General features: G+C 49.2%; 16 protein-coding genes. 8 read left to right on the forward strand and 8 right to left on the reverse strand.

Annotated elements, in window-relative coordinates:
- Positions 1–6: 6 nt before the first annotated feature.
- On the reverse strand, positions 7–627 hold the full coding sequence (locus GPK89_RS02030; protein ID WP_215691335.1) for a flavodoxin family protein: 621 nt from the start codon (positions 625–627) through the stop codon (positions 7–9).
- Between the two features lie 174 nt (positions 628–801).
- Between GPK89_RS02030 and rlmD the strand changes: the two genes are divergently transcribed.
- Positions 802–2220: a 23S rRNA (uracil(1939)-C(5))-methyltransferase RlmD gene (rlmD, locus tag GPK89_RS02035; protein WP_215691337.1), complete on the forward strand. Its 1419-nt coding sequence runs from the start codon at positions 802–804 to the stop codon at positions 2218–2220.
- Positions 2221–2244: 24 nt separating this feature from the next.
- Positions 2245–2490: a DUF6061 family protein gene (locus GPK89_RS02040; RefSeq protein WP_055297409.1), complete on the forward strand. Its 246-nt coding sequence runs from the start codon at positions 2245–2247 to the stop codon at positions 2488–2490.
- Positions 2491–2541: 51 nt separating this feature from the next.
- Here the strand turns inward: GPK89_RS02040 and GPK89_RS02045 are convergent, their stop codons facing one another.
- The 7 genes from GPK89_RS02045 to GPK89_RS16200 all read right to left on the reverse strand — a co-directional run bounded on the left by GPK89_RS02045 (position 2542) and on the right by GPK89_RS16200 (position 10545).
- Entirely contained in the window at positions 2542–5187 is a 2646-nt protein-coding gene (locus tag GPK89_RS02045) for an ABC transporter permease (RefSeq protein WP_215691339.1), read from the reverse strand.
- Positions 5188–5202: 15 nt separating this feature from the next.
- Positions 5203–5874, reverse strand: a complete 672-nt coding sequence (locus GPK89_RS02050; RefSeq protein ID WP_006858253.1) for an ABC transporter ATP-binding protein — start codon at positions 5872–5874, stop codon at positions 5203–5205.
- A gap of 135 nt (positions 5875–6009) precedes the next feature.
- Complete coding sequence (locus GPK89_RS02055; protein ID WP_215691341.1) at positions 6010–6909, reverse strand: sensor histidine kinase; 900 nt, start codon at positions 6907–6909, stop codon at positions 6010–6012.
- Entirely contained in the window at positions 6902–7579 is a 678-nt protein-coding gene (locus tag GPK89_RS02060; RefSeq protein WP_055058960.1) for a response regulator transcription factor, read from the reverse strand. Before GPK89_RS02060 ends, GPK89_RS02055 begins: the two co-directional genes overlap by 8 nt.
- Before the next feature lie 16 nt (positions 7580–7595).
- Positions 7596–8768, reverse strand: a complete 1173-nt coding sequence (locus GPK89_RS02065) for a hypothetical protein (protein WP_055058961.1) — start codon at positions 8766–8768, stop codon at positions 7596–7598.
- Between the two features lie 34 nt (positions 8769–8802).
- Positions 8803–9429, reverse strand: a complete 627-nt coding sequence (locus GPK89_RS02070) for an alpha/beta fold hydrolase (RefSeq protein ID WP_055058962.1) — start codon at positions 9427–9429, stop codon at positions 8803–8805.
- 12 nt (positions 9430–9441) lie between these two features.
- Positions 9442–10545 carry a DUF6076 domain-containing protein gene (locus GPK89_RS16200; RefSeq protein WP_055058963.1) on the reverse strand — a complete coding sequence of 368 codons (1104 nt, stop codon included), beginning with the start codon at positions 10543–10545 and terminating at the stop codon, positions 9442–9444.
- Between the two features lie 221 nt (positions 10546–10766).
- Here GPK89_RS16200 and GPK89_RS02085 point away from each other — a divergent pair, with 221 nt between their 5' ends.
- From GPK89_RS02085 to GPK89_RS02110, 6 genes are all read left to right on the forward strand, one after another.
- Positions 10767–11387, forward strand: coding sequence for a CHC2 zinc finger domain-containing protein (locus GPK89_RS02085; RefSeq protein ID WP_055058964.1), 621 nt, complete (start codon positions 10767–10769; stop codon positions 11385–11387).
- Positions 11362–12753 (forward strand): DNA primase family protein, encoded by a 1392-nt coding sequence (locus tag GPK89_RS02090; RefSeq protein WP_215691343.1) that lies wholly within the window; start codon positions 11362–11364, stop codon positions 12751–12753. Before GPK89_RS02085 ends, GPK89_RS02090 begins: the two co-directional genes overlap by 26 nt.
- Before the next feature lie 378 nt (positions 12754–13131).
- On the forward strand, positions 13132–14421 hold the full coding sequence (locus GPK89_RS02095; RefSeq protein WP_055058966.1) for a plasmid recombination protein: 1290 nt from the start codon (positions 13132–13134) through the stop codon (positions 14419–14421).
- A 15-nt stretch (positions 14422–14436) separates the two neighbouring features.
- Complete coding sequence (locus tag GPK89_RS02100; protein WP_007488117.1) at positions 14437–14622, forward strand: hypothetical protein; 186 nt, start codon at positions 14437–14439, stop codon at positions 14620–14622.
- Positions 14623–14711: 89 nt separating this feature from the next.
- Positions 14712–14942 (forward strand): helix-turn-helix domain-containing protein, encoded by a 231-nt coding sequence (locus GPK89_RS02105; protein ID WP_055058967.1) that lies wholly within the window; start codon positions 14712–14714, stop codon positions 14940–14942.
- Positions 14923–16593: a recombinase family protein gene (locus GPK89_RS02110; RefSeq protein WP_215691471.1), complete on the forward strand. Its 1671-nt coding sequence runs from the start codon at positions 14923–14925 to the stop codon at positions 16591–16593. Before GPK89_RS02105 ends, GPK89_RS02110 begins: the two co-directional genes overlap by 20 nt.
- The last annotated feature ends 326 nt before the right edge of the window (positions 16594–16919 follow it).

A 16919-nucleotide genomic window follows, 5' to 3' on the forward strand; every position in this document is an offset into this window, starting at 1 on the left:
CCAACTTTACCTTATAAAATTCGTCCGCTTATCATTCTCTGCCGTCGGGGCCACGATCCCCGCAGCCTTGCCAGCCTCGATGCACTTGAGCATCCACGCCATGTTGCGGCCCAGGTTGCGCATGATCTGCAAGCCTTCCTCGTCGGAGAGCACGTCCTCGGCCTTGCCGCCATGGACCATCGGCCAGTAGGTTGAGCTGATGAGCGGCATCTCAAAGAACTGCGGTACCTTCTCCATCGCTTCCAGTGCGGTGGTCGTACCAGCGCGGCGGGCACTGGTGACGACTGCGGCAGGCTTGTGGCGCAGGTACTTCCCGCCGCTGATGGCCAGCCGGTGCATAAAGCCCAGCATACTGGCCGCCGCCGTGGCGTAATGTACCGGTGCGCCAAACACGATGCCGTCAGCCTTTTCCACCAGCGGCAGCACGTCGGCCACCGGCCCGCCAAAGACGCATTTGCCCACCTTGCCGCAGCCGCCGCAGCTTACACAGCCGCCCACCGGGGCCGCGCCGATGTGGAAGATCGTCGTTTCGATGCCCGCTTCGTTCAGCGTCTTGGCCACCTCGGCCAGTGCCGCGTTCGTGCAGCCGTTTTTGTGCGGGCTGCCGTTGATCAGTAGTACGTTCATAGTCAATACCCCCATTTTTGATTTGCTCTGTATACCATTATAGCATAGCACGCAAGCATTTGTGTAGGGGCGGCATATAGGCCGCCCGCGGCTTTCCGGCAGACGACCACTTGCGGGCCGCATATATGCGGCCCCTGCTATGCTTAAACGAATCATTAAAGAAAGGTCCATCCCATGCCCACTACCTGCCTGAATTTTACCAAAAAATGCGGTGGATGTCCGCTGCTGGCCATGCCCTACCGGGAACAACTGGCCCAAAAGCAGGCCCGCCTGCAAGAACTGCTGGGCGGCTTTGCGCCGGTCAAGGCCGTGCAGGGCATGGCCGACCCGCTGCATTATCGCAACAAGGCTATCGCCAGCTTTGCTGCCCAGCACGGCAAGCTCGTCTGCGGCCTGTACGCCGAGGGCACGCACAAGGTCCTGCCCGGTGCGGACTGCCTGCTGCAGGAGGATATTTTGAACAAAACGCTGGCCGCTGTGCTGGACGCCGCCCGCACCTGCCGCTGGACCGCCTACGACGAGGACCGCGGCACCGGGCTTTTGCGCCATACGGTGCTGCGCAGTTCCGCCGACGGCAAGGTGCTTGTCACACTGGTCACGCCCGGCCCCGAGCTGCCCGGCAGCAAGAATTTTTGCGCCGCGATGCGAAAAAAAGCGCCGTGGGTCGTCAGCATCGTGCAGAACATCAACCCTACCCGCACCAGCGCTGTGCTGGGCAATCGCGAAAAAACGCTCTACGGCCCCGGCTTTGTGCTGGATACGCTGTGCGGCACGCAGTTTGCGATTTCCTCCCGCAGTTTTTACCAGGTCAACCGCACACAAACGGAAGTTCTGTACAAAAAGGCGTTGGAACTCGCCAAACTGACCGGCCGTGAGACAGTCGTTGATGCCTACTGCGGCATCGGAACGATCGGCCTGTGCGCTGCGCCGCAGGCAAAACAGGTCATCGGCGTCGAGCGCAATCCCGCCGCCGTGAAGGACGCCGCCGCCAATGCCCGCCGCAACAAAATCGCCAACGCCCACTTTGTCTGCGCCGATGCCACAGAATGGATGACGGCCGCCGCAGGCGAGGGCTTGCGCCCGGATGTGGTGTTCCTCGACCCGCCCCGCGCGGGCAGCACACCGGAGTGTATCGCCGCCGTGAACAAGATGAAGCCGCGCCGTGTCGTCTACGTCAGCTGCGACCCCGAGACCCTGGCCCGCGACGTCGCCGCCTTCACCCGCCTGGGCTGGCGCGCCGCCAAATTCTGCCCGGTAGACCTCTTCCCCCAGACACGGCATGTGGAGACGGTTGTCTTGCTTTCCAAGGGCGAGGTCGACTCGAAAAAGATTCGGGTTGAGTTCTCTTTGGAAGATATGGATATGTCCGAATTTCAGGATGGGGCAACCTACACCCAGATCAAAGACTATGTGCTGGAGCATAGCGGGTTAAAGGTATCCAATCTTTATATCTCACAGATTAAGAGGAAATGTGGGATTGAAGTTGGCAAGAATTACAATTTGCCGAAGTCCGAGGATTCCAGACAGCCACAGTGCCCACCGGAAAAAGAGAAAGCGATCCGAGAAGCATTCAAATATTTTGGGATGATCTAACATCCTGCAAAATGGAGGTTTCTTATGGATAGATTGATTTCTTGTGAGTTTAACATGGATACCGCTTGTGTGGAATTGAAATTTTTTGATGGCAGCAAGATTGCCATTGATACGTTTGCGGTGGAAAACGAGGTTGCCGACAATATGTATCAGCGGTCAGAACTGGATTATCTGATCTACAATGACCCGATTGGATATGCAGACCTTGTTTTGAACGGAAACCCCGAAATTTATCTAAAAACTGTAACTGAATGTAAACCCTTAGATTAAAACTCAGCCCTCTGCCTTTTCCTTGGCAGAGGGCCGTTTTTTGCTTAACAGTTATTGAGCATCCCTTAATTGCTCTACAACGCTGCATTTCGCTGCGTTGTCATACATCATGCAAGGAATCAGCCACCCCAGCAGAAGAAATACCGGAATTGTCAGCAGGACAGGCAGAATGGTGAATCGATACTCAAAGAACCAGAACATACTGCCCAGCATTTTTCCTGCAAGAGGTCCCACCGCCAGCGACAGAATAAAGGCCGCCGCTACGGAGGACATTGCGTAAAATAATCCCTCGTAGATCAGCATGGTTTTGAGCTGCCGGTTCGTCATTCCTACAGCCTGAAGCACAGCAAATTCACGGCGGCGGGAAAGAATACCGGTCATCATGGCGTTGAAGAAATTTAAGAGTCCCACCAGCCCGATGATAGCACAGAGAATACCACCTATCAGAAGGAACATCTGCCGGAACTGAGCAAATTCAGAGCGAGCCGTGGCCTTGCTTTCATACATCAAGGGCGAAAACTCACCGGCAGTGAGCTTCGATAGATATTGCTCTGCTTCGGCCTCGTCCGCTTCGTCCGCTGTGTCGAACAGGTAGAGCATCGGAATGGCTGCACCACCGGTGTCCCGCTGTGCGGTATCCACAGACAAAACTGCATCATAGCCAACGCCGCTATAACGATAACTCATGGAATTCGGAAGATTTACCAAGGCGCAGACCGTGTACTCTACATCTCTGGCTCCATACAGTTTTTCCTGAATATACTCCTCCGGTGTATCTTCGGTGCAGAGTTCCCCGGTGCGGCTGTCGATATATTTCACATCGTCCGCATAGGTAGCGGTGATCGTGTCTCCCACCTTGGGGTAGTATTCAGGATTGAGCAGATTACCGTAATCATCCAAAGAAACCGCAATGGCAATGGCGTTATTGTCCGGCTCCAACATAGGAGAAATATCTCCGTCGAGCACTTGCAGCTTGTCAAACAGACTGTTATCCAGAGCCTCGATTCTGGTATTTCCCATCACCATATTGCCCCGGTGCTCCATGCGGCTCATATGGCTGTCCAACTGCTCAGCACTTTCGTACCTTGCATAGTCCTGCCGCAGAGCATCCTCCGTCATCCACAGGTAGTCGATTTTTCGCACAGCATATCCCGTGCCGGAAAGACTGGCCTTTGTGTTTGCTGCGATCTCTCCGATCTGTTCTGGTGTAATGAATTCATCTGCCGAGTTGTAATGGAAATAGTCGGGAGTGCTGACGATAAAATCGGCGCAGGTCCTGAAGGATACATACTTCTCCATGCTGAAGCCGCCCACAAAGGCACACAGCGCATTGAACAGTGTCACCGACAGTGCCAGAGACACCACCACCAGCACCGTCTTTTTCTTGTTTCGTCCCAGATTGGCAAAAGCCATCTGATGGAGCTTGGCTCCCCGGGTGCTGCGCTGTTTTTTCTTGGTCTGCATTGCATCCGTATATTTGGTAGCCTCCACAGGAGAGACCTTGGCTGCCATTTTTCCGGGCTTGGAACAGGACAAGAGCACCGTCAACAAGGCAAACAGCATAGAACCAAGGAAGATCACAGGCGATGTGCTGATGGTGGTGATACCTGCATCCAACTGGGTGGAGCGCAAGACAACAGGTACCAGAACAGCACCGATGCCGTAGCCCAGCAGCAGCCCCGCCGGAATGCCGATCAGACACAGCAGAAGTGCCTGCTGGCGAATGATGCGTTTGAGCTGCCGGGGCGTTGTGCCAATGGTTTTCAGAAGTCCGTAAAACCGGATATCCCCTGCAACAGAGATCTGGAAAATGTTATAGATGATAAGATACCCGGTAAAAATCACCAGCATCAGAAAAGCTGCTATGGCGATCATCAGCTCTGGATCGAGCTGCGACTCCAGCTGGGATGAGGTATATCCCCAATTGACGCCGATTCGGACACTGTTGGGATCAGTATAGCTGTCCCATGTGTAGCCAAGATCGGTATCCACCTGCTCCATCTGCCCTTGAATGTTTGTGCTGGAAGCCAGCATGACATTCAAATCGGTGCGGAAGGGCTGTAACCCTGTTTTCATTGCCTGCGCTTCGATGTCATCTGCGTAATCACGGCTGATGTTGATGTAGTGAACAGGCATTAGTGCATCATAGTCCCAATAGCCCACCAGCGTAAAGGTATCTGTTACAGTAAAGGCGGTTTGATCCTTGTCCGTGATGGAATAGGAAACCGTGACCTCTGCGCCCAGCTCCGGCGTTACGCCAAGCAGCTGCAACGCTGCCGTATCCATGGCTACCTCTTTGCCGCTATCGGGCATCCGCCCGGTAGTGGGGGTGGCATAGCTCCATTTGGTGCAGTTGGCGTCCATGTAGCTGATCTCTGCAGGGGTTTTGGAAAAGACACCATCCGCAGCGATGCCGATCACCTTCCGTGCCCCCGCCGCCTTCACCTTTGGGTGGGCAGCGATGCGTTCTGCCTGTTCGGGGGAAACATCCTTAAAGGTGCCGTGTGCATAGCCGCCTACCTGCCGAAACTGGTAGGTTTCATAGCTGGCGTTCAGTGACAAGACAATGGTGAACATGGACGTAAATAGCAGCGTTGTCAGCGCAATGGCAAAAATAGCGATCAGATTGCGGCGACGGTTCGCATAAAGAGATTTTAAGCTGAGCTTTCGAATACATTTTCTGTTTTTGACATTCATCGTAGCCACCTCCCGTTAGTTCTGGGAGACGATCCGACCATCTTCGATACGGATAATGCGGTCTGCCATCTGCGCAATTTCTTCGTTGTGAGTGATCATTACGATTGTCTGGGCGAACTTTTGACTGGTGACTTTCAAAAGGCTCAATACATCCTGGCTGGTTTTGGAATCCAGATTGCCGGTGGGTTCATCTGCCAGAATGATAGCGGGTGCTGCCGCCAGCGCACGGGCAATGGCTACCCGCTGCTGTTGACCGCCTGAGAGCTGATTGGGCAGCGCATCCAGACGATCATCCAGCCCAAGTGTCTGTACAATCTGCTGTACGAAATCCTTATTGACCTTGCCACCGTCCAGCTCAATGGGTAGAACAATATTTTCATACACATTCAGCACCGGAACAAGATTATATGCTTGGAACACAAAGCCGATTTTCCTGCGACGGAAGATGGTCAGCGCTTCCTCCTTCAGGGAGAAAATATCCTGTCCGTCCACCATGACCGTGCCACTTGTAGGGCGATCCAGCCCGCCCAGCATGTGCAGCAGCGTGGATTTGCCGGAGCCGGATGTGCCGACAATTGCAACAAATTCGCCCTTCTTTACACTTAAATCAACTCCATCCAACGCATGAACTGCGTTATTGCCGGAGCCATAAATCTTTTTCAGGTTTTTTGCCTGTAAAACTTCCATAAATGAGTACCTCCATGAAAAAATCTGTATGTATGAAAGGAAATGATCCTTTGATACATACAGATTATCGCATAGGAATCTTTCCACATTCTTTCCGGCGGAAAATGAAATCTAACAGTTTTGATAGAATTGTTGTTATTTCGGCAGAAATATGGAAAACGTACTTCCTTTTCCCGGAACGGAAGCAACCTTGATATAACCGCCCTCGCCGGATATGATCTGTCGGGCAAGGTATAAGCCGATGCCCACACCTTCTTGTTTCTGCACACTATTTGAGCGGTAAAAGCGAGCAAATATCTTCGCTTGCTCACTTTCCGGGATGCCTGAACCGGTATCCGATATATCGATCCTTGCAAACATTTCATAGCTTACGGCAGAAATAGTAATGGTGCCATGCTCTGTATATTTGATGGCGTTGTCTACGATATTAGCCAGCGCTTCCGCTGTCCATTTGAAGTCGAATACAGCAAAAGCATCGGTATCTTGCAGTCGCAAAGACAATCCTTTTTCAGAAGCCTTGGCAGTATATTGTTCTACTACGCTTTCAAGCAGCGGCTGCAGCGCTGCTTGCTGAGGGGAGAGTGAAATGATCCCGTTTTCCAGTCTGGAAAGCTTTACGAGAGAATCGATCAGAAATCGCAGCTTTTCCGATTGTTTGTACAGCGCCTCCACATTTGCCTTCGCCGATGCAGGCAGAGTTTCCTCCTTCAGAAGCTCGCTGTATAACAGCAGGTTTGCAATCGGCGTTTTCGTCTGGTGGGAAATGTCTGCAATCAAGGTTTTGATTTTGTCTTTTTCCTGCGCTATATTTTGAGAAGATGCTTCTGCTGCGGAAAGATAGTGCGCAAACTTCGTTTCCAATGCAGACAGCTGGCTTTCATCAAAATTGTTTTCAGAAAAGGAGCCGGTCATGGCAGCGTCTAGCATCCTTTCGATTTCTTCCATCGTTTTTCTGGCCTTTCTCCGCTCCCATAACACAACAGCTGCCGCCGCCAGAAAACACAGCAGTATGATCACAATGCCGGTTTTATTCATCTTTTGTCACCCAGCTATAACCGATTCCATAGACGGTTTTAATATATTTCTGTGCACCAAGCTTATCCCTCAGACGCTTGATCGTAACAGACAAAGCATTTTCATCCACATATTCTGCGCCATCTGTCCAGATCCGGTCTACAAGGTCTCCACGGGTCATGGTTCGGCCTCGGTTTTCAACAAGCAGACGCAGTAATTTTTGTTCGGTTTTGCTCAATTCCACTTTTGAATCTGCCACATAAAAGGTCATAGCCTCAAAGTCAAAGTGAAATAGATCCATATGGAACGGCGCATTTTTATGGTTTGACGCTTGCTTTCGCAGTTGGGTATTCACCCTTGCCCGCAAAACCGAAAGAGAAAAGGGCTTGGTAATATAATCATCAGCGCCTCTCTCCAGTCCGTCTACGATATCCAGATCGGTGTCATTGGCAGTCAGCAGAATAACAGGAATCCCGGGCGTGTTTTCCTTGATCTCCCGGAGCAGCTCAAGCCCACTGCCATCCGGCAGATTGATATCCAGCAGAACCAGGGATACACTCCCGCAAAGCAATTGTTCTCTTGCCGCTTTTAGATCATGGCAGGATATAATCTGACGGTCATCTGCTTTCAGCGCTTTGCATAAGCCTTGATTCAAACCGATATCATCTTCAACAATCAGTAATTGCTCCATGTATCTCACTCCCTCGTTATTCAAAGGCCACCATTATTTCCTTGGGTAATTTTTCGTTCTCACAGTTCAGAAGATAGGCGATTGCTCTGCTTGCAAATTTGTTCGTTTTCACTGTATCCCAATCGGCAAGCAAAATGACCTCTGCCTTGCCGTTCTCAAAATCTAATGATATTTCGCCCCATTCGCCGTCGCAGTCTGCCTGATATTCGTAGATTGCGGCGGCGATTTTCTTTTTTCGCTTGGTCTTGGATTTCTGTTTTAGCCGGACTGCATGGATTGCGCCCTCGGCAACCAAAAATTCCGTCAACTTGTCCACTGCTTTTCGGTAGGCTCGTTCTGCACCGCTGGCTGTACTGCCCTCAAACATAACCGCCAGTTCTTCAAAGGTGGGGCGGTCTTTCCATGAGCTGACACGCCCACAGGTCATGCAAATTGCTAATCGTTTTTCGAGCAAGGTCTGTTCCCGGTAATTCAGTTTCTCAAATGCCCGCTGCACCTTTTCTGCCTGTATGCCGTTCCAGAGGATATCGGTATAGTTCCAGCTATCGTCAAGGGCTACATCCTCGCCTGTTTCTTCGCCGTCCTCGTCTGTGACATAGAAAGGCTGCTGATTGCGGATACCTCGCACAACTTTCAGATAGTTTTCGGCAAGAGCAAGATCACAGTTGTATTTCTTGGAAAACTCGTTGACCGCATCCTTGGTATTGTGGTACAGCCAAGCCATTGACCGCACCATTTTGTAATTAGTCAGAGAGGATACCGACCATTTTTCTTCGCCCATGCGAAAACGGAGCATAGCATCCCGGATGAACGGATAGATGTATGTAGCATACTCTGCGCCCTTGGTAAGGTCATAGTCCATCAGTTTTTGGAGCATTTGTTCCCGGCAGGAGAGCTTTATATCTATAAATCGGTCTGTGTCGTACAAATCGCCGCCATCCACACCGAGAAAGTCTTTGATGCGCTTGTTAAGCTGCGGCTCGTAGTGGTGTAGGAAGAATGAGAAATGTATCAAATTCTTTTCCTGCAAGGCAGACAGGATATATTCGTTCAGACTGCCTACCTTTGGCGGCTCAGGTTCCAGTTGGAAGATGCGCTCTGCCACATAGGGAATGATACCATCACCGTGCGGATTGACTTGGTGTTTCGGTATGTATCCGGTCATATTCCATGTAAAATCACTCAGCATAGCGCACCTCCCTTCTCATTTCTATAAGAATCCCTTAAGACATTCTTTCATAAAAAGCATGAAGTATTTCTGCCAATTCCTGCGGTGATTCAATATTAACTTCATGTCCGGCACCAATAATCGTTTTTAATTCCACGTTCTTAAGCAATTCTGCCAATTCAATAGAAGCATTTTTATTCGCAGTATCTTTCTCGCCATATAACAATAGTGTAGGGCATGATATTTTGTGCAGAGAGTTGTTAAAGTCCAACTCCATCATGGTTTCGCATAGAAGTAAGAAATCAGCTTTTCTAAATCCCATTTGTTGAAACATGGATTTAGGCATAAATCTAAAGAGAAGATTTTGAAATTTCAGAAGCTTCTTGGGCATTTTATATTGTGTGGCGATAAGCACCAAGGAGCGAACTTTTTTCGGATATTGTATAGCATAGTTCAGAGCTAATACGCCCCCAAGCGATAAACCGCACAAATCAATAGGCTCATCATATTGATTGCAGTAATCTGAAAATGCAGCATATAGATTATCATAGGTCACTTCTTTGCTATGAACTAAATCAGGAAGATTCGGACACAAGCTGTAATCAGTAGTTTGCAAAATATCTATTGTTTTTGTCCAACTGTCAGATGTTTGTCCTAATCCATGCACATATATTTGTTTCATATTGTTCCCCCACTAAATATGTATCTTAGCTTCTGCAAGCAAAGCAGCCTGTTCCATTTCTTTTTCATAAGCTCCTTTGGCATAAGCAACATCACTTTTTGCCCGGAGTTCTTTATCTTTTGCCAGTTTCTTCATGACCTCCGCAAGGTCAGCGTCCAGAGTACCACGCTTTACATAGCGATTTATGGTGTTCAGCCTCTTTTCATATATCTGGATAATCGGATGATCGTCTGCAAGCTCTCGCTGTTCTCTGCCTTTTAGATTGCCGATCTGCCGGCAAGTGCGGTGCAGCTTGTCCCCCGGTGCATAGCCGCCGCAGTATTTGGTGTGCCTTGCGTTGGTGGTGAGGAACCACTTGCCGCAGATTTTGCATTTTTTCGGGGCATGACCAACACATAAGCCCTCAAAAAGATCAGACCGGAACATCCCTACAAAGGATACATAGTGCATCCGCTTGACCAGCTTCGCAACTTTTTCGCCGGGACGGATGACCGATATATACTGAACGGAATTGTTCAGGGTAGACATCCAGGCATTGCCCTCTGTGATAGAAAACTCCGGTGGGAAATAGGTGCCGAACATTTTCGCAAAGCCCTCTGCGGTGCGGTCTGCTTCGTTTCCGTCCGATTGTTCTGCAAAATCAAGCATCGCCTTTTGGTATTCCTCAAGGGAGTAAGCCAGATGCCCGCATACAGCGGTATAGCGCTGGAGCATCACCGCATCAGCATATTTCGGAACTTCTTCGAACGGTAAAGAATTGGTTACGGCTTTTATGGCGAACTCCACATATTTCAGAGCATTGTCCGCAGTAAAGACCCTTTCTATTCGTTCCCGGTGCTTTGGTATATCCATATAGGAGAACGGCGGCGTTTTGCTGAGAATCTCTAACATTGTCAATGCAGCTTCCTTTGCCATTGGAAAGAGTGCAGAAGTATCCTGTCCGGCATTCAGCATCCCGAGCAGCAGATTGATTTTCTCGCATTGCTCGTTCATTTTTGTAATAGTATCCGCAGGAACATTCAGTGCATCACAGGCAAGCGTGCCGACAGGGAATGTTTTGCCCTCATATATGACCGTATCCTGCCAGAAGTCCAATGTCATCAATTCTTGGTTCATGCTTACCTCCTGTCCTGTTTTTTCACTTTCTTAATTGTATCATGCTAATGTAAAGAAATCTACATCTATCAATAAGTTGTCCTGTTTTTTGAAACGGAGTTGTCCTCCGATTAGCCTGTTTTTTGAGAAATCCGTCATAACCATAATAGAAGGAGCGAAGCACCTGCCAATCACTGCGGGTGCTTCGTGCTTTCCAGAATATTATGAACGGAGGGTTTTTTATGACAATCTATGGAACCATCAAAGCGGCAATCAGTGTCAAGCAAGCCGCCGAACACTACGGGCTGAAAGTCAACCGAAACGGTATGGCTTGCTGCCCGTTCCACAATGACAGGCATCCGAGCTTGAAGCTGAATGAGGACTATTTCTTCTGCTTCGGCTGTGGAGCAAAGGGAGATGTGATCGACCTTGTGGCAAGGTTGTTCAATATGAGCAGCTATGAAGCAGCGCAAAAGCTGGCTTCGGACTTCGGACTTGACCCGAAACCGCCCACTGTCGCAGCTATGGTCAAGCCAAAGCGTCCTTATATCCGTCAGTTCCGGGAGGATGAAATGCTGTGTTTCCGGGTGCTGACGGATTATCTGCATCTGCTGGAAGATTGGAAAGTGCGGTATGCACCCAAAACACCGGAGGAGGCTCTGGATGATCGTTTTGTGGAAGCCTGCCAGATGCACTGTCCTATCGAATATATGGCAGATGTGCTGACCGTGGGTGATCTGGAAGAGCGGGTGGCATTGGTGGACGAGCTGATGAAGGAGGGAAAAATTACTTTTCTGCAAGAGTACATCACACGAAAGAAAAAGGAGGTGGCGCACCATGGCGAAGAACCGGAAAACGCCTAATATGAATTTGCCTGTCTGGTTTGATGGGCAGAACATCAACGAAGCTCTGTTTTGTGAAGAATTTCTGCATGAGCGCAGAATCATCTTCGCAAACGGAGCTTTTTTTACGCCCGATGGTCGAGTGACGGACGATCTCCCACTGCGTGGGGAGATTTACGACAAGCTGAAATTCTGTGCCGTGAACAACATCCCCCGGAAGATCACCAACATTCTGGAAGTGCTGAAACTGGAAGCGCAAGTGCCTGACTTCCCACCGGAGCAGGATCGCATCCATGTGTTCAACGGTACGCTGCTATTGAACGGCACATTTACCGAGGGCAGACCGGCTATCGTGCGAAGCCGTCTGCCTGTTGTCTACAATCCCGATGCTCCTGCGCCCGTGATCTGGCTGAACTTTTTGAATGGACTGCTCCATGCGGAAGACATTCCCACCTTGCAGGAGTTTATCGGTTATTGCCTGATCCCCTCCAACAAAGGACAGCGCATGATGGTGATTAAGGGCAACGGTGGCGAGGGTAAATCCCAAATCGGTGCGGTGCTTTCGGCTATCTTTGGCACAAACATGAAGGACGGCAGCATCGGCAAGATTTCTGAAAACCGCTTTGCCCGTGCCGATCTGGAGCACATCCTGCTGTGCGTAGATGATGATATGCGGATGGAAGCTCTGCGCCAGACCAACTATGTAAAATCCATCGTGACAGCACAAGGCAAGATGGATTTGGAACGTAAAGGCAAGCAGAGTTATCAGGGCTGGATGTTCGCCCGGCTGCTGGCATTCAGTAACGGTGATCTGCAAGCCCTGTATGACCGCAGTGACGGATTTTATCGCAGACAGCTTGTGCTGACCACCAAGGAAAAGCCGGTGGACAGAGCTGACGATCCTGATCTTGCAGAGAAGATGAAAGCTGAAGCCGAGGGTATCTTCCTGTGGGCATTTGAAGGCTTGCAGCGGCTTGTTGCCAACAACTTTAAGTTTACGGAGAGTGACCGTATCCGGGAAAACCGGGAAGCGGTCAAACGTGACAACAACAATATCTTTGATTTCATGGATTCCGAGGGATACATCCGGCGTAAAGCGGATGCGTCCATCAGCTCCAAGGATTTCTATGAAATCTATCGGATGTGGTGCGAGGAAAATTCTCTTGCTCCGCTGAAAGCCCGCAGCTTCAGCGACGCCATGATTGCCAATGCCAAGAAATTCAATCTGGAGCATTGCAACAACATCACCAACTCAGCCGGACGGCGGGTGTGGGGATTCATGGGAGTGGAAGCCATTGCACGACCTCATATAAATGGGTTTTACGGAGATTCGCCGTGTACGTACGTACCGGAGGACATTCCGGAGGAATGGCGGCAGGTCGAGTAAATCCCATTGCTGGTATGTATGTACGCAGCAAAAGAGCGTAAAACGCTTGTTATAGAAACAGCACACATCCTCTCGTTCGGGCTGTTTCTATGTCCACAGGCTTTTGAAAAAGTGTCTGTGGACACCGACTGCAAGAGGAAGTTGACACAGAACAGCTTCATGCAGACGGGCTGACCATGGGAAAAGGCGCAGACATTTTCGCCTTGGTCAGCAGAGGTCACCGCAGTGACCGCATTCCCCCTCGGGAGAGCCCTCGGAGAGCCCACGGCACTTTGCAGCCAGTATGGATGAAAGTGTCATAGTGGGTTATTACACTTTGAAAAAGTGCCGTTCTCCAGCCTTCCGCTGTCTGCAAATCTCAAAGAAAGGAAAAATCCAATGGCAAGAAATGATGGAATAGACCGTACCGTAGCCAGAAATCAGGACTTGGAAACACCGGCTGATGTGGCGAAGGTACAGGAACACAATGAGCGTGAAAAGGACAGCTACAGCAATCAGGACATCGTGCCGGAACGTACTGCGCTGAATGTTCACTTCAAGTCTCCCACTGACGATTATGTAAAAATGTTCGAGCAGATGGAACAGGATGGCGTGATCTCCACCAGAGGTCTGAAACCGGATGCCGTCAAATACGGTGAGTTGATCTTTGATGTGAACTCTGCTTACTTCTACAATCACGGCGGCTATGAATTTGCAAAACAGTTTTATGCCGATGCCTATAAAGCCGCCGTGGAGATCGTAGGCGGTGAGCAGTATATCCTATCCGCTGTGATGCACGCCGACGAGCGCAACCAGGCAATGTCCGAAGCTCTGGGCGAAGATGTGTACCACTACCACCTTCATGTGGTTTATATCCCGGTGGTAGAGAAGCAAATTCTGTGGTCGAAGCGATGTAAGGATGAATCCCTCCGGGGAACGGTAAAGGAAACGATCACGCAGGTCAGCCGCAGTAAAAAATGGGAGTCCAAGCCGGTGCTTGACAAGGATGGTAATCCAATGTTGAACGCAAAAGGAAAAAAGATTTTGAAGTCGTCCTACAGTGTGTTGCAGGATGACTTTTTTCATTTCATGCGAAATGCCGGATATACCGATGTGGAGCGTGGAGAGCGTGGCAGTACAGAGGAACATCTGACTGTGACCCAGTTCAAGGTGCAGGCAGAACAGCAGCGCTTGGAAGCTGTGACCGGGCAGGTGGCACAGGCGAAGCGGGGGTTGGAGAATGCCAAAGCTGCCACGGAGAAACAGAAAAAGAAACTGGAAGCTCTGCAAAAGGAAACCAAAACAGCAAAGACCGTTGCTCTGACGGTGCAGGAGATTGAAACGATGGGAAAGAAAGCCACATTCGGAAATAATATCACGCTGACACCGGATGAATGCGACACGCTCAAACGCTATGCGGTCAACGGCATTATCGCCAATGCTGACAACAAGCGCTTGAAGGAGAAACTGGCTTCCGCTGAAAAGACGGTTTCCATCTGGAAACAGCGGTATGAAGCAGTAAGCGAAAAATATATGGAACTGAAACAGAAAGCCCAGCCTTTTCTGGATGCACTGGAAATTGCATCCGAAAGGGTTCGGGCTTTTATCAATTCTATCCTCATCAGAGGAAAGGAAACGCAGGAACACAAACACCCTGCCCAGAAGCGTGGACAGGATATGGAACTTTGATGGAGGAATTGCCTATTGAAGAAATATTATGAGGAAGCGAAATATAATGCGGCATTTGACCGCTGTGTGGATGTTATGAGCCAGATGCTCCAGAAGTACGGGCATCAGGTTTTGGATAAATTAGAGCAGGATACTCCACAAACGGTGGAGTGTTCCAAGGATGATAAGCAAGCGCAGCCTTTGACGGATAAGGCTGCGTAAAAATTTACAATTTACACGTTGCGTACTTGTTGCGGCTATGCTATAATATGTACGCAACGTGTATTTTTGCTTTTTTGGAGAAAAGACGAATGGATTGTAAAAACAGAATTATTAAGTTGCGTGAAAGCACAGGACTGAACCGGAAAGATTTTTGCAAGCTCGTCCATATTCCTTACCGGACTATGACCGAGTGGGAATTGGACAACCGCCATGCACCGGATTATGTGCTTAGACTTTTGGAGTATTATATCCGCAACGAGGGATTGATGGTAAAAGAAATGAGCGAAGGAGGTAGCGATTCTGAAAAAGAAGCAACTTAAATGTTATCTATATACGAGAGTGTCCACCTCCATGCAGGTAGACGGATACAGCTTGGATGCCCAGCGGGACAAGTTGCGGAAGTATGCGGCATACGAGGATATGGTCGTTGCCGGGGAGTATTCTGACGAAGGATTTTCCGGCAAGAACATCCAAGGGAGGCAGGAGTTTCAACGGATGCTGAACGACATCCAGGACTGCAAAGACGGCGTTTCCTATGTGCTTGTCTTTAAGCTCTCCAGATTTGGCAGAAATGCAGCCGATGTTCTGAACTCTTTGCAGCTCATGCAGGATTTTGGTGTCAACCTGATTTGCGTGGAGGATGGCATTGACAGCTCCAAGGATGCCGGAAAGCTGATGATCTCTGTGCTGTCTGCGGTGGCAGAGATTGAGCGAGAAAATATCCGCACACAGACAATGGCAGGACGGGAGCAAAAGGCTCGTGAAGGCAAATGGAACGGCGGTTTCGCTCCCTATGGATACAAACTGGAAAACGGAAACCTTGTCATTGCAGAGGATGAAGTGGAAGTTATCCGAGTAATCTATGATCGTTATATTCATACAAACGAGGGTGTTGCAGGAGTTGCAAAATATCTGAACCGCAATGGTTATGTAAAGAAACTAAGACAGAATAATACCATTCCGGGATTTTCAAGAGATTTTGTGAAAAATGTATTGTACAATCCTGTTTATATGGGAAAGATTGCTTACGGCAGACGAAGAACTGAAAAGAAACAGGGTACAAGAAACGAGATTCACGTGGTTGAGCAGTCGGAGTTTCCGGTTTATGAAGGACAGCACGAAGCTATCATTTCTGAAGAGGATTGGTATCTGGCACAGGAAAAGCGCAAGATCAATTCCTTTAAGCGGGAAAAGGTCAACAATCCAGACCACGCACACATCCTGTCCGGTATCTTGAAATGCCCATGCTGCGGAAAGAGTATGTACGGCAATATTGCCAAGGCTCATAGCAAGGACAAGAAAACACGGTATTATTACTACTGCAAAAATACAGTTACGCCGACAGGGCATGAGTGCAGTTTCCGGCTGAATATCGAACAGACAGAGATCAACAAATTTGTGGCGAAGATTATTTCCGCTATGGTCAACAATCCCCGATTTGTAGAAGCAATTCAAGCGAAAATCGGAACAGCGGTTGATACAGAGGATATGGAAAAGCAGATCGCCGTCCTGCAAGGGCAGCTAAAGCAAGCCTTTGGAACGAAAAGCCGCTTGGAGCGTCAGATGGATACCTTGGACATCAACGATGCCCACTATGACAGAAAGATTTTGGACTTGCAACGCCGCTATGATGAGCAGTATGATACGATAGAGGAAATCGAAGTTCAGATTGGCGAATTGCAAAGTCAGATACGCAGTATCCAGCAGGAGAAAATATCCGGCGATAACATTTATCGGCTCTTACTGGCATTTGATGAAGTCTACCATTCCGCAACAGAAGCGGAACAGAAAGAGTTTATGAAAGCCTTTATCGAGCGAATTGAGATGTTCCCGGAAAAGAGAAAAGACGGAAGCTGGATAAAGAAGATTGTATTCAATTTCCCTGTGCCTGTTGATGGCGAGGAAGTGAAAGAACTTCCCTTGGAAACTGAAACAACCGTCGAGACAGTAGTCTTGATGTCAAGGAAATAAAATCAAGTGCCAGAAAGCGGCGTATTTCCGGGCTTTTTCGGAAGTTGGAATTAGAAGACAGACTCCTGAAAAAGCCCGGCTTTCTTATACGGAAACATATCTACGGCAAAATGTGTGTTAGGTTGTAACCTCGGATTAGATGTCACGATTTGAGACAGTGGATTAGATGTCAGGCGTTTTGGGATGATTTTTGGAAAACGAAAAAGGGTGACAACCAATCCGGCAAAGGTGCTTCATATAACTGGATGGATTCGTGAGTATCCTATGGGAATCTTTGATTCGGAGGATATAGATGTGGATACTTTTGAAGATGAATGATAGGAGGG

Source organism: Gemmiger formicilis, from assembly GCF_018784445.1.
In the GTDB taxonomy this organism is placed as follows: domain Bacteria; phylum Bacillota; class Clostridia; order Oscillospirales; family Ruminococcaceae; genus Gemmiger.

Coding starts and splice junctions, on each gene's coding strand:
- GPK89_RS02030 (WP_215691335.1), bottom strand. CDS start 627: ATGAACGTACTACTGATCAACGGCAGCCCGCACAAAAACGGCTGCACG.
- rlmD (WP_215691337.1), top strand. CDS start 802: ATGCCCACTACCTGCCTGAATTTTACCAAAAAATGCGGTGGATGTCCG.
- GPK89_RS02040 (WP_055297409.1), top strand. CDS start 2,245: ATGGATAGATTGATTTCTTGTGAGTTTAACATGGATACCGCTTGTGTG.
- GPK89_RS02045 (WP_215691339.1), bottom strand. CDS start 5,187: ATGAATGTCAAAAACAGAAAATGTATTCGAAAGCTCAGCTTAAAATCT.
- GPK89_RS02050 (WP_006858253.1), bottom strand. CDS start 5,874: ATGGAAGTTTTACAGGCAAAAAACCTGAAAAAGATTTATGGCTCCGGC.
- GPK89_RS02055 (WP_215691341.1), bottom strand. CDS start 6,909: ATGAATAAAACCGGCATTGTGATCATACTGCTGTGTTTTCTGGCGGCG.
- GPK89_RS02060 (WP_055058960.1), bottom strand. CDS start 7,579: ATGGAGCAATTACTGATTGTTGAAGATGATATCGGTTTGAATCAAGGC.
- GPK89_RS02065 (WP_055058961.1), bottom strand. CDS start 8,768: ATGCTGAGTGATTTTACATGGAATATGACCGGATACATACCGAAACAC.
- GPK89_RS02070 (WP_055058962.1), bottom strand. CDS start 9,429: ATGAAACAAATATATGTGCATGGATTAGGACAAACATCTGACAGTTGG.
- GPK89_RS16200 (WP_055058963.1), bottom strand. CDS start 10,545: ATGAACCAAGAATTGATGACATTGGACTTCTGGCAGGATACGGTCATA.
- GPK89_RS02085 (WP_055058964.1), top strand. CDS start 10,767: ATGACAATCTATGGAACCATCAAAGCGGCAATCAGTGTCAAGCAAGCC.
- GPK89_RS02090 (WP_215691343.1), top strand. CDS start 11,362: ATGGCGAAGAACCGGAAAACGCCTAATATGAATTTGCCTGTCTGGTTT.
- GPK89_RS02095 (WP_055058966.1), top strand. CDS start 13,132: ATGGCAAGAAATGATGGAATAGACCGTACCGTAGCCAGAAATCAGGAC.
- GPK89_RS02105 (WP_055058967.1), top strand. CDS start 14,712: ATGGATTGTAAAAACAGAATTATTAAGTTGCGTGAAAGCACAGGACTG.